We start from the raw sequence: 12,007 nt of genomic DNA, 5'->3' as shown, positions 1-12,007 counted from the left end.
GAACGAAACATCCCTTGTGTCGTCGCCGGGCCGTGGCAGCCGTGCCATCGCCGCCGCGCACCGAAGGGATACGCGATGAAAGCTGCCGCCCTCTACTCGGCCGCCGGGTCCTTGCTCCTGACCACCCTGGCCGCGGCCCCGGCGGGCGGCACACCCGGCACCCCGGGCACGCCGGGTGCCCCCGACACGGCCGAACTGCACGGCACCGGGGTGGCCGTGGCCCGTGCCCGGGCGGCCGGCATCGACTTCGGCCCCTGCTCCCCCGACGACGTGCCGAAGGCGCCGGCCGACGTACGGTGCGGCACGGTGACCGTCCCGCTGGACTACACCCACCCCGACGGCAAGCAGATCCAGCTGACCGTCAGCCGTGCCCGGGCCACCCAGAAGGACCCGCACAACAGCAAGCGGAAGGTGCCCCGGCGGGGTGCCCTGGTCTACAACCCGGGCGGCCCCGGCGCATCCGGCATGTACTTCCCGCTCATCGGCACGGTCCCCCAATGGAAGCGGATCGCCGCCGCCTACGACCTCGTCGGCTACGCCCCGCGCGGGGTGGGCCGGTCCGCGCCGCTGTCCTGCGAGGACCCGAAGCGCTTCTTCAAGGCGCCCACCGGGTCCCCGACGCACCCGTCGGAGGCGTACAAGCAGCAGCGCATCGCCCAGGCGAAGGCGCACGCCCGCGGCTGCGCCCGGCGGTCCGGCAGCCGGCTGCGGTTCTACACCTCGCTCGACAACGCCCGGGACCTGGACGTGCTGCGGGCGGCGCTGGGCGAGAACCGGCTGACGTTCATGGGGGCGTCGTACGGCACCTACTTCGGCGCGCTGTACGCGACGATGTTCCCCTCCCACGTGCGGCGCATGGTGCTGGACTCGGCGGTGAACCCGGACCCGGAGAAGATCTGGTACCGCAGCAACCTCGACCAGTCGGCCGCCTTCGAGGAGCGCTGGGCGGACTTCCGCGACTGGATCGCCCGGCACGACGACGTCTACCGGCTCGGTGACACGCCCGCGAAGGTGCAGCGCAGCTACGACACCGCGCGCGAGCGGCTGGCCGGGAAGGCGGCGGCCGGCAAGGTCGGTCCCGGCCAGCTCCAGAACGTGTTCCTGACCGCCGGCTACTACGACGACTTCTGGCCGAGCCGGGCCGAGGCCCTCTCGGCCTTTCTGCGCGGTGACCCCGAGAGGCTGGTCCGGCTGGCCGCGCCGAGCCCGGAGTCGGCCGCCGAGGCGGAGAACGGCAGCGCGGTGTACACGGCCGTCGAGTGCAACGACGCGCCCTGGCCGGCCGACTGGAAGGTGTGGGACCGCGACAACACGCGACTCGCCCGGGTCGCGCCGTTCGAGACCTGGGACAACGTGTGGATGAACCTGCCGTGCGCCTACTGGCCGGCGCCCCGGCAGCGGCCGCTGGACGTGCGGACCGGGCCGGGTGAGCTGCCGCCGGTGCTCATCCTGGCGGCCGAGCGGGATGCCGCCGCGCCGTACGCGGGCGCGTTGGAGATGAACCGGCGGCTGGCCGGCTCGGTGCTGGTGACCGAGCGGGACGCGGGCACGCACGGCATCGGGGGCGGCCCGAACAAGTGCGTCAACGGCTACTTGGACGCCTATCTGCTGGCGGACCGGATCCCGGCGCGGCACGCGTCGTGCGCGCCGCGCCCTGAACCGGTTGCCTCCGGCGGTCCGGCCGGTGAGAAGGTCCAGCGGGAGGCCCTCAAGGGGAAGGGCGACCTGCGTTAGGCCGCCTGCCGGGGTGCGCGCTGTGCCGTCCGGCGGGTGCGGGAGCATCGTGGCGGTCGCGCCCGCGCGGCGGAGCCGCCTGGCGATACAGCCCCGCGCCCTTCGGGGCGCCTAGGCCAGGCCCGCCACCAGTTCCGCGATGTCCTTGCGGCGGCCCGTGAAGAACGGGATCTCCTCGCGGACGTGCATCCGGGCCTCGGAGGCGCGCAGGTGGCGCATGAGGTCGACGATGCGGTACAGCTCGTCGGCCTCGAAGGCCAGGATCCACTCGTAGTCACCGAGGGAGAACGAGGCGACCGTGTTGGCGCGCACGTCCGGGAAGCCGCGGGCCATCTTGCCGTGGTCGGCGAGCATGCGGCGGCGGTCCTCGTCGGGCAGCAGGTACCAGTCGTAGGAACGCACGAACGGGTAGACGCTCACGTAGTTGCGCGGCGTCTCGTCGGCGAGGAACGCCGGGATGTGCGAGCGGTTGAACTCGGCCGGGCGGTGCAGCGCCATGTTCGACCACACGGGCGTGAGCGCGCGGCCCAGCTTCGTGCGGCGGAAGAGGTTGTACGCCTCCTGGAGCTGGTCGCTGGTCTCGGCGTGCCACCAGATCATGAGGTCGGCGTCGGCGCGCAGGCCGGAGACGTCGTAGGTGCCGCGGATCGTCACGTCCTTGGCGGCGAGCTGGTCGAACAGCTCCTGGACCTCGTCGGCGTATCCCGCGCGGTCCTCCGGCAGCGCGTCCTTCAGCTTGAAGACCGACCAGAGGGTGTAGCGGATGACCTCGTTGAGGTCCTTGGCCAGCTTGCCCTTGTTCGGGATCCTGCCGGACTCGGTGGTGGGGGCGTCGTCACTCATGTCCCTTATTCTCCCGCTCCTCCGTGGAGACTCTGCACCGGGTTGGCGGTGAGCTCCTCCACACCGCTCAGGTCTCCGTCCAGCTGGTCCACCGCCGCGTACGCGCTCGCGATGCACGCCGGGATGCCGACGCCGTCGTACTGCGCGCCGCACACCGCGAGCCCCGGGAGCTTCGCGACCTGCTCGCGGATGCGGGCCACGCGCGCGTGGTGCCCGACGGGGTACTGGGGCAGGCCGTCGGTCCAGCGGGTGACCCGGGTCTCGAGCGGTACGGCGTCCAGGCCGGTGGCCTCCCGCAGGTCGTGCCGGGAGACCTCCACCAGGTCGGCGTCGTCCCGGCCGAGCACCTCCGTCTCGCCGTAGCGGCCGACGGAGGTGCGCAGCACGACCACGTCCGGGTCCTCCTCGGCGACCCAGCCCCATTTCTGGGAGGCGAACGTGGACGCCTTGATGGTGCGGCCGTCGACGGGCGGCACCAGGAAGCCGCTGCCCTCGGGCAGGCGCAGGCCGGCGCGCCGGTAGGCGAGGGTGATCAGGGCCATCGAGGCGTACTCGACGGCGGCCAGCTCGACGGCGGCTCCCGGGGACTCGGCGCGCAGCAGCTCGGCGGCGGCCGGGGCGGGCACGGCGACGATCACCGCGTCGGCGTGCAGCATGCGCTCCCCGGCGGTGATCCGCCAGCCGCCGGACGCCTCGCGGCGCAGAGCGCGCGCGGGCGTCCCGGTCACGATCTCGCCGCCCCGGGCGCGCACCGACTCGGCGACCGCGAGCGGCAGCAGCCCGACCCCGCCGGCGATGCCCGTGAAGACCGGCCCGGTCTGCTGCTGCGCGGCGGCCTTCGCCTGGATCTCCCGGACGCCTTCCGTGAGGGACGTGTGGGCGCGGGCGGCCCGGAAGAGCTGCGGGACGGCCGAGCGCATCGAGATGCGGTAGGCGTCGCCCGCGTACACCCCGCCCAGCAGGGGTTCGACCAGCCGGTCGACGACCTCGCGGCCGAGCCGGGCCGCCACGTACTCCCCCACGGCGACGTCGTCGCCGATCTCCGTGCGGGGCAGGTCGGTGTCGCGCTCGATGCGGGCCAGGCCCTCGTCGGACAGCACACCCGAGAGCGCGGCGGCGGTACCGGGCACGCCCATCACATGGCCCTTGGGCATGGGCCGCAGGGCGCCCCGGGTCCAGATCGAGGCGGTCGCGGTGGCCGGCGGCTGGAGCTGCTCGGCGAGGCCGGTCTCGCGCGCGAGGGCCACCGCCTCGGGGCGGCGGGCGAGCATGGACTCGGCGCCCAGGTCGACCCGCACACCGGCGATCTCACCGGGCAGCAGCTTGCCGCCGACTCTGTCGCCGGCCTCCAGCACGGTCACGCGGGCCCCGCGCCCCAGCAGCCGGTGCGCGGCGGCCAGCCCGGCGATACCGGCCCCGATGACGACGACGTGCCCCAAGCCCCTACCCGTTGCGCTCATGCCTCCCACTCTCTCAGACCCCACCGACGCTCCCGCGGGGCCCCGGTGGCCGGGACGAGTCCGGACCGTGACCTCATCGGGACCGGCCACGTCAAACGTTCCGGCCCGTATTGCCGTCGAAGGACCGTCACACACCACAGCCCTCGGGGGGTACCGACCATGCGCACACCACGCGCCGCCCGCTCCGCACGTTCCCCGCAGGCCCTGGCCGGGATCCTGCTCGCCGCATCCCTGGCGCTGGCCGGATGCAGCGGCGCGGACGACACGAGCGGCGGCTCCGCCAAGGCCGCCTCGGACTCCAGGGCCCTGCCGGCCGGCGCCCCCGGCGGCGGGGCGGACGAGGGGGACGGGAAGACCCCGCACGCGACCCCCGTGCTCGCCCCGAGCGCGATCATCCGGACCGCGTCCCTCACCGTCGAGGTCAAGGACGCGCCCAAGGCGCTGACGGCGGCCCGCACGACCGCCGAGGAGGCGGGCGGTTTCGTCGGCAGGGAGACGACGAGCCGCGACGCCGACGGCCACGAGCACACCAGGGTCGTGCTGCGCGTGCCCACCGACCGGTACGACGATGTCCTCGCCGGGCTGCAGGGCACGGGTCGGGTGGTCGACCGCACGGCCAAGGCGGTCGACGTCACCGACCAGGTCGTGGACGTCGGCAGCCGCATCACGTCGCAGCGGGCCAGCGTGGCCCGGATCCGGGCGCTGATGGACAAGGCGACCAAGCTGAGCGACGTGGTCTCCCTGGAGGGCGAGTTGAGCAGCCGTCAGGCCGACCTGGAGGCGCTGCTGGCCCGTCAGGCCTCCCTGAAGGACCGCACGAGCCTGGCCACGATCACCCTGTCGCTGTCCGAGACCCCGGTGCGGCAGGCGGACGACGGGCCGGGCATCACGGACGCGCTCGCGGGCGGCTGGCACGTGTTCGTCGCCATGCTGCGCTGGATCGTCCTCGCGCTCGGCGCCGCCCTGCCGTTCGTGGCCCTCGCCGCGCTCGTGGTGGTGCTGTGGCTGCGGGTCGTACGCCCCCGGCTGCCGCGCCGCGCGGAGTCCACGCCCGCGACGACCGCGCTCGGCCCGCTGCCGTCGGCCCGCCCGGCACCCGGCTGGGCCGAGGAGCCGGAGCGCGACTGACAACCCGCGCCGCGTAGCGTGTTCTTCATGAGCATGAGCGGTGGGCGGGACGGCAGCGGCAGGGAACGGCTGGTCGTGATCGGCGGCGACGCCGCGGGCATGTCCGCGGCGTCGCAGGCACGGCGGCTGAGAGGCCCCGAGGAGCTGGAGATCGTGGCCTTCGAGCGCGGCCACTTCACCTCGTACTCGGCGTGCGGGATCCCGTACTGGGTGGGCGGCGAAGTCCCCGAGCGGGACCGGCTCATCGCCCGTACGCCCGAGGAGCACCGCGCGCGCGGGATCGATCTGCGGCTGCGTACCGAGGTCACGGAGATAGACGTGGCCGGACAGCGGGTACGCGCGCGTGACGTCGATTCCGGCGCCGAGTCCTGGACGCCGTACGACAAGCTCGTCATCGCCACCGGCGCCCGCCCGGTCCGCCCGGACCTGCCCGGCGCGGACGCCCCCGGCGTGCACGGCGTGCAGACCCTGGACGACGGCCAGGGCCTGCTGGACACGCTGGCCCGCACGCAGGGCAGCAAGGCGGTGGTCGTCGGGGCCGGCTACATCGGCGTCGAGATGGCCGAGGCGCTGATCAAACGGGGCTTCGAGGTGACGGTGGTCAACCGCGGCCGGGAGCCCATGTCGACGCTCGACGCGGACATGGGCCGGCTGGTGCACCGGGCCATGGAGGGCCTCGGCATCACCATGGTGAACGACGCCGAGGTCACCAAGCTCCTCACGGGCGAGGACGGGCGGGTCCGGGCCGTGGCCACGGAGGACGCCGAGTACCCCGCCGACCTGGTGATCCTCGGTATCGGCGTCCGTCCGGAGACAAGCCTGGCCCGGGCGGCCGGCCTGCCGCTCGGCGCCCACGGCGGCCTGCTCACGGACCTCGGGATGCGGGTGCGCGGGCACGAGAACATCTGGGCGGGCGGCGACTGTGTGGAGGTGCTGAACCTGGTCTCCGGTCAGGTGCAGTACGTCCCGCTCGGCACCCACGCCAACAAGCACGGCCAGGTCATCGGCACCAACGCCGGCGGCGGCTACGCCACCTTCCCGGGGGTCGTCGGTACGGCGGTCAGCAAGGTCTGCGACCTGGAGATCGCCCGCACCGGCCTGCGCGAGAAGGACGCCCGCCGGGTCGGGCTCCGCTTCGAGACGGTCACCATCGAGTCGACCAGCCGCGCCGGCTACTACCCCGGCGCCGCCCCCATGACGGTCAAGATGCTCGCCGAGTGCCGCACGGGCCGGCTGCTGGGCGTGCAGATCGTCGGCAGGGAGGGCGCGGCGAAACGGGTCGACATCGCGGCGGTGGCGCTGACCGCGCAGATGACGGTGGAACAGATGACGGCCCTGGACCTGGGGTACGCCCCGCCGTTCTCACCGGTGTGGGACCCGGTGCTGGTGGCGGCGAGGAAGGCCGCCTCCAAAGTGCGGGCGCGGGAAACCCCCGCCTAGGCCGTCCCACTGATCCGCGGCAACGACGTGACCGCCGTCGACACAGCCGAAGGCTGCTCCCCGGAGGGCTTCGCGTGGGAGGCGGACGGCCGGGTCGAGCGCAAGCGGTAACTCACCGCCTCGTCCAGCGTCACCGGCCGCTGCATCTGCGAAGCGAGCCGCCCCGCCTCCTGACCGAGCCGGGCGAGATCCTCCCAGGGGAGGCGTACCACCAAGGACAGCTCGGCCTCGCCATCGGGCAGAGCGTGCATCGCCGAAACCTGCGGAGCGTTCGTCATCGCCTGATCCTCACGTCGGTTGAGAACAGATACGCACACCCGCCCGGCGGCGTTCACCGATTCGCCCGCCGCATCGCGGGCACTACTTCTGTGTGGTCATCCCCGTCCATGACGTGAATCCGGTGCGCCGCACCCCCTGGGTGACGTACGCCCTCATCGCCGCCAACCTGCTGGCGTTCGTCACCACGCCCGGCATAGCCGGTGCCGTGGCCGGCGGCAACGATCTGGTGCAGCTCTGCCATCTCCAGGCCTTCATGGACCACTACGCGGCGGTCCCCCGCGAGCTGATCCACCATCAGATGCCCAGGGTCGTCCCGACCGGCGACGTCGGCGTGGGCCCGCACGGCCCCGGCTGTGTCGTGCAACCGCCCGCCTACGACAAGTCGCCGGCGCTGTCGGTCTTCACGGCGATGTTCCTGCACGGCGGCTGGCTGCACCTGCTGGGCAACATGCTCTTCCTGCTGATCTTCGGCAACAACGTCGAGGACCGGATGGGCCACATCCGCTACTTCCTCTTCTACGTCGCCTGCGGCTACGCGGCCGGCTACGGCTTCGCGCTGCTCAACGCCGGCTCCGGCGAACCGCTGATCGGCGCGTCCGGCGCGATCGCCGGCGTCCTCGGCGCCTATCTGGTGCTCTACCCGAAGGCCAGGGTGTGGGTCCTGGTGCCGTTCCTGATCTTCCTGCCGCTGCGGCTGCCCGCCTGGCTGGTGCTGGGCTTCTGGTTCGGGCTCCAGGCGGTGTACTCGTCCGGGCACGGGGTCTCCGGCGCCGGCACCGTGGCGTACGCGGCCCATGTGGTCGGCTTCGTGGCGGGCATGCTGCTCGCCTGGCCGCTCAAGCCCGGCACCCCGCAGCCACCGGAGCCGCCCGGCCTGCTGTTCGGTAGGCGGGCGCGGCCCCACTACTCCTGGTGAGTCAGCGCGCGGTGGCGGTGTGGACGTACTCCACGAGCCGGGTCAGCGCGTCGGGGTCGGTGGTCGGCAGCACACCGTGGCCGAGGTTGAAGATGTGCCCCTCCAGGCCGGCGGCGGCGTCGAGCACCTCGCGGGCCTTGGTCGCGACGGTGTCCTTGTCGGTGAACAGGACGGTCGGGTCCAGGTTGCCCTGGAGCGCCTTGCCGGGGCCGACGCGGCGGGCGGCCTCGTCCAGCGGGACGCGCCAGTCGACACCGACGACGTCCGCGCCGGCCTCGCCCATGAGCCCCAGCAACTCGCCGGTGCCGACGCCGAAGTGGATGCGCGGGACGCCGTGCCCGGCGACCGCGTCGAAGACCTTCGCCGAGGCGGGCATGACCGAGCGCCGGTAGTCGGCGGGGGCCAGGGCACCAACCCAGGAGTCGAAGAGCTGGACGGCGCTCGCGCCGGCCTCGATCTGGACCTTCAGGAAGGCGGCCGTGATCTCGGCGAGGCGGTCCAGCAGGTCGGCCCACAGCTCGGGGTCGCCGTACATCATCGCCTTGGCGTTCTCGTACGTGCGCGAGGGACCGCCCTCGACCAGGTAGCTCGCGAGGGTGAAAGGCGCGCCCGCGAAACCGATCAGCGGGGTGGCGCCCAGCTCGCGGGTGAGCATGCCGATGGCCTCGGTGACGTAGGGGACGTCCTCGGGGCCGAGGTCGCGCAGCCGGGCCAGATCGGCGCGGGTGCGGATCGGCTGCTCGACGACCGGGCCGACGCCGGGCTTGATGTCGAGGTCGATGCCGATGGCCTTCAGCGGGACGACGATGTCGCTGAAGAAGATCGCCGCGTCCACGTCGTGCCGGCGCACCGGCTGGAGGGTGATCTCGGTGACCAGCTCGGGCCGCATGCAGGACTCCAGCATGGGAACGCCCTCGCGCACCTTGCGGTACTCCGGCAGCGAGCGGCCGGCCTGCCGCATGAACCACACGGGGGTGTGCGGCACGGGCTCGCGCCTGCACGCCCTGAGGAAGGCGCTGTCGTACGTCGCTGTCGGCTGCGTGGTGTCGTTGGCGGTCACGAGGCAAGTCTCGCATGACATCGGTGACCGGCGGCGCGGGGTGTCTTGCCCTCCACGGGGCCCCGCTTCCCCTTACTCTTCCCCGCATGGCTGCGGCTCACGGACGAATGTCGGACAGCGCTGACGGAACGGGCGACGTGAAGGACACCGAGGAGGCGGACCGGCACTCCAGTGCCTCGGGTCCGCCCGCTTTCCGCTCCGCGGTCGAGGCTCTGCGCAACAGCCGGCTCCGGCCGCAGGTCGAGGTGGAGCCGACGCCCGCCCCGCAGCGGCTCGCCCCGTACGCGTACGCGCTGGAGGCGGTGGTGGTCGACGGCGAGCAGGAGCTGGCCGACGGGCGGCTGGTGCTGCTGCACGACCCGGCCGGGCACGACGCCTGGCGGGGCACGTTCCGGCTGGTCACGTTGGTGCGCGCGGAGCTGGAGGCGGAGATGGCGGCCGATCCCCTGCTGCCCGAGGTGTGCTGGTCGTGGCTGACCGGGGCGCTGGCGGCGCGCGGGCTGGGCTACGGCGAGCCGAGCGGCACGATCACGCGCGCGAGCTCGCACTACTTCGGCGGGCTGGCCGAGCGGCCGGCCGCCTCGCAGATCGAGATCCGGGCGTCCTGGACGCCCCGGGAGGGCCTCGGCGGGGTGCCGGACACCGCTGCCCATCTGGCCGCCTGGTGCGATCTGCTGGCGCAGGTCGGGGGGCTGCCGCCGGCCGGTCCGGGTGACGCTTCGGTGGTGACCCTGCCGCAGCGCAGGGGCCCGCAGCCCCGCTAAGTCCCGCCCGTCGCGCCTGAGCGGTCGCCGCGAAACGCCCGGTTGACCATCTCTTTGTCGATACGGCCACTTTCTGCACTCGAATCGCACCCGCTTGAACCGACTCGATCTTCGGATGATCGATCGCGTGTCCGAATTGCACAGATTGTTACTCACTAGATCGTGATCGTTCTCTAAAGGCGGACGAGTTTGCTGCCGAAGACGACTGTGACCTTGAAAGCACGGTTCGTCCCGGCTTCATCCCCACAAGCCGGCCCCGTCCCCCCACCCAGGAGGCCTGGTGTCCGTTCTCCTCGAGCAACCCGCAAGCCTGGTCGCCTACCGCCCGAACAAGCCGACCGCCATGGTGGTCGTGGCCGACCCGCGCGTCCGCTCCACCGTCACCCGCCATCTGTGGGCGCTCGGCGTGCGCGATGTCATCGAAGCCTCGTCCATCGCGGAGGCTCGTCCCCGCATCGGCAACCCCCGCGACATCTGCGTCGCCGACGTCCACCTCCCCGACGGCTCCGGCCTCACCCTGCTGTCCGAGACCCGCGCCGCGGGCTGGCCCAACGGACTCGCACTCTCCGCCGCCGACGACATCGGCGCGGTCCGCAACGCGCTGGCCGGCGGCGTCAAGGGCTACGTCGTCACCGGCACCCGCACCAACATCGGGCTCCCCACCCGACCCGGTGCGACCCCCCTCGGCGCCGCCGCCCGTATGCACCGCCGCCCCCCGGGTGCCCCGAGCCACCCGGGCGGCTACCGGGAGCTGTCCGGACGCGAGGTCGAGGTGCTGCGGCTGGTCGCGGAGGGCCAGTCGAACAAGGCGATCGGCGTCTCCATGGGCCTGTCCGCCCTCACCGTGAAGAGCCACCTCGCCCGGATCGCTCGGAAGCTGGGCACGGGCGACCGGGCCGGCATGGTGGCCGTGGCCCTGCGGACGGGGATCATCCACTGAGCCCACCGGATGCCCCCTTCGGCGGAATCCCGTGTTCACCCAGGTGAACGGGATGGTGCCGCGAGCTGACTGGTTTACGCCCCTCCCGTGCCCGTCGACGGAACGTTCCGTCGACGGGCGCCGTCCACACACGGATACCCTTGACAGGTGACCGACGCCCAAGAGACCGCAGCAGACAGCTCCCTGCGCATCACCGGAGGCACGCCTCCGGACGATGCCGGATCTTCTGTGATGGGGGCGCCGACTCCGTTGCTCGAACCCCGCGAGGGCATTCCGCCCGTGGTCGCCGACGAGGCCGCCCTCGCCCGGGTGATCGCCGCCTTCGCCGCCGGCTCCGGCCCGGTCGCCGTGGACGCCGAGCGCGCCTCCGGCTACCGCTACGGCCAACGTGCCTACCTGGTGCAGCTGCGCCGCGAGGGCTCCGGCAGCGCGCTGATCGACCCCGTCGCCTGTCCCGACCTGTCCGGCCTCGGCGAGGCCCTCTCCGGTGTCGAGTGGGTGCTGCACGCGGCCACCCAGGACCTGCCCTGCCTGCGCGAGATAGGCATGATCCCGACCCGCCTGTTCGACACCGAGCTGGCCGGCCGGCTCGCCGGGTTCCCGCGGGTCGGCCTCGGCGCCATGGTGGAGGGCGTCCTCGGCTTCGTCCTGGAGAAGGGCCACTCCGCCGTCGACTGGTCGACCCGGCCGCTGCCCGAGCCGTGGCTGCGGTACGCCGCGCTCGACGTCGAGTTGCTCGTCGACCTGCGGGACGCGCTGGAGAAGGAGCTGGACCGGCAGGGCAAGCTGGAGTGGGCGCGCCAGGAGTTCGACGCGATCGCGGCCGCGCCGCCGGCCGAGCCGCGCAAGGACCCCTGGCGCCGTACGTCCGGGATGCACAAGGTGCGGCGGCGCCGGCAGCTCGCCGTCGTACGGGAGCTGTGGGAGACCCGCGACCGGATCGCGCAGCGCCGGGACGTGTCGCCGGGCAAGGTGCTGAGCGACGCGGCCATCGTGGAGGCCGCGCTGGCCCTGCCGAGCACTGTGCACGCCCTGGGCGCGCTGAACGGGTTCGGGCACCGGACGGGACGGCGGCAGCTGGAGCAGTGGCAGGCCGCGGTGGACCGGGCCAAGGCCCTGCCGGACACGGCGCTGCCGCAGCCGGGGCAGCCGGTGGCCGGGCCGCCCCCGCCGCGGGCGTGGGCCGACAAGGACCCCGCCGCCGCGGCTCGGCTGTCCGCCGCCCGCGCGGGGGTGTCCTCTCTCGCCGAGCGGCTCACCATGCCTCAGGAGAACCTGATCTCTCCGGATACGGTGCGCAGGATCTGCTGGGAGCCGCCGAAGGTGGTCGACGCCGAGTCCGTGGAGGCGGCGCTGGCCGGGTACGGCGCGCGTCCGTGGCAGGTCGGGCTGGTCACCCCGGTGCTGGTGGATGCGCTGGTGGCCAAGGGCGCCTGAGCAACG

Annotated in this window: 11 protein-coding genes; 7 read left to right on the top strand and 4 right to left on the bottom strand. The window is 73.2% G+C overall.

The features are described 5' to 3' along the window. The first annotated feature begins 75 nt into the window (after positions 1-75). Complete coding sequence (locus ACZ7DL_RS08360) at positions 76-1,734, top strand: alpha/beta hydrolase (RefSeq protein WP_470772431.1); 1,659 nt, start codon at positions 76-78, stop codon at positions 1,732-1,734. A gap of 111 nt (positions 1,735-1,845) precedes the next feature. Here the strand turns inward: ACZ7DL_RS08360 and hemQ are convergent, their stop codons facing one another. After that, complete coding sequence (gene hemQ / locus ACZ7DL_RS08355) at positions 1,846-2,577, bottom strand: hydrogen peroxide-dependent heme synthase (RefSeq protein WP_470772430.1); 732 nt, start codon at positions 2,575-2,577, stop codon at positions 1,846-1,848. A 5-nt stretch (positions 2,578-2,582) separates the two neighbouring features. After that, a complete protein-coding gene (gene hemG / locus ACZ7DL_RS08350; RefSeq protein ID WP_470772429.1) occupies positions 2,583-4,037 on the bottom strand; it encodes a protoporphyrinogen oxidase in 1,455 nt (484 codons plus the stop codon). A 159-nt stretch (positions 4,038-4,196) separates the two neighbouring features. Between hemG and ACZ7DL_RS08345 the strand changes: the two genes are divergently transcribed. Next, entirely contained in the window at positions 4,197-5,165 is a 969-nt protein-coding gene (locus tag ACZ7DL_RS08345) for a DUF4349 domain-containing protein (RefSeq protein ID WP_470772428.1), read from the top strand. Positions 5,166-5,192: 27 nt separating this feature from the next. Continuing rightward, positions 5,193-6,605 carry an FAD-dependent oxidoreductase gene (locus ACZ7DL_RS08340; RefSeq protein WP_470772427.1) on the top strand — a complete coding sequence of 471 codons (1,413 nt, stop codon included), beginning with the start codon at positions 5,193-5,195 and terminating at the stop codon, positions 6,603-6,605. On the opposite strand, the gene ACZ7DL_RS08335 is transcribed toward ACZ7DL_RS08340, so the two are convergent. Continuing rightward, positions 6,602-6,883, bottom strand: a complete 282-nt coding sequence (locus ACZ7DL_RS08335) for a hypothetical protein (protein WP_470772425.1) — start codon at positions 6,881-6,883, stop codon at positions 6,602-6,604. The two genes, ACZ7DL_RS08340 and ACZ7DL_RS08335, sit on opposite strands and share 4 nt — an antisense overlap. Positions 6,884-6,975: 92 nt before the next feature. Between ACZ7DL_RS08335 and ACZ7DL_RS08330 the strand changes: the two genes are divergently transcribed. Continuing rightward, complete coding sequence (locus ACZ7DL_RS08330; protein WP_470772424.1) at positions 6,976-7,800, top strand: rhomboid family intramembrane serine protease; 825 nt, start codon at positions 6,976-6,978, stop codon at positions 7,798-7,800. 1 nt (position 7,801) lies between these two features. Here ACZ7DL_RS08330 and hemE read toward each other — a convergent pair whose 3' ends face one another. Continuing rightward, entirely contained in the window at positions 7,802-8,881 is a 1,080-nt protein-coding gene (gene hemE, locus ACZ7DL_RS08325; RefSeq protein ID WP_470772423.1) for a uroporphyrinogen decarboxylase, read from the bottom strand. 65 nt (positions 8,882-8,946) lie between these two features. Here hemE and ACZ7DL_RS08320 point away from each other — a divergent pair, with 65 nt between their 5' ends. From ACZ7DL_RS08320 to ACZ7DL_RS08310, 3 genes are all read left to right on the top strand, one after another. After that, positions 8,947-9,624 (top strand): DUF3000 domain-containing protein, encoded by a 678-nt coding sequence (locus ACZ7DL_RS08320; RefSeq protein WP_470772421.1) that lies wholly within the window; start codon positions 8,947-8,949, stop codon positions 9,622-9,624. A gap of 280 nt (positions 9,625-9,904) precedes the next feature. Then, positions 9,905-10,564: a helix-turn-helix transcriptional regulator gene (locus tag ACZ7DL_RS08315; RefSeq protein ID WP_387512466.1), complete on the top strand. Its 660-nt coding sequence runs from the start codon at positions 9,905-9,907 to the stop codon at positions 10,562-10,564. 147 nt (positions 10,565-10,711) lie between these two features. Beyond that, a complete protein-coding gene (locus tag ACZ7DL_RS08310; RefSeq protein ID WP_470772419.1) occupies positions 10,712-12,001 on the top strand; it encodes a ribonuclease D in 1,290 nt (429 codons plus the stop codon). Positions 12,002-12,007 lie beyond the last annotated feature (6 nt).

Source organism: Streptomyces sp. NPDC036984 (assembly GCF_055607665.1).
This window is presented reverse-complemented; position numbering and strand designations above follow the sequence as displayed.

What these genes read in the sequence shown, in the direction of transcription:
- ACZ7DL_RS08360 (WP_470772431.1), top strand. Translation starts at nt 76, where the DNA reads ATGAAAGCTGCCGCCCTCTACTCGGCCGCCGGGTCCTTGCTCCTGACC.
- hemQ (WP_470772430.1), bottom strand. Translation starts at nt 2,577, where the DNA reads ATGAGTGACGACGCCCCCACCACCGAGTCCGGCAGGATCCCGAACAAG.
- hemG (WP_470772429.1), bottom strand. Translation starts at nt 4,037, where the DNA reads ATGAGCGCAACGGGTAGGGGCTTGGGGCACGTCGTCGTCATCGGGGCC.
- ACZ7DL_RS08345 (WP_470772428.1), top strand. Translation starts at nt 4,197, where the DNA reads ATGCGCACACCACGCGCCGCCCGCTCCGCACGTTCCCCGCAGGCCCTG.
- ACZ7DL_RS08340 (WP_470772427.1), top strand. Translation starts at nt 5,193, where the DNA reads ATGAGCATGAGCGGTGGGCGGGACGGCAGCGGCAGGGAACGGCTGGTC.
- ACZ7DL_RS08335 (WP_470772425.1), bottom strand. Translation starts at nt 6,883, where the DNA reads ATGACGAACGCTCCGCAGGTTTCGGCGATGCACGCTCTGCCCGATGGC.
- hemE (WP_470772423.1), bottom strand. Translation starts at nt 8,881, where the DNA reads ATGTCATGCGAGACTTGCCTCGTGACCGCCAACGACACCACGCAGCCG.
- ACZ7DL_RS08320 (WP_470772421.1), top strand. Translation starts at nt 8,947, where the DNA reads ATGGCTGCGGCTCACGGACGAATGTCGGACAGCGCTGACGGAACGGGC.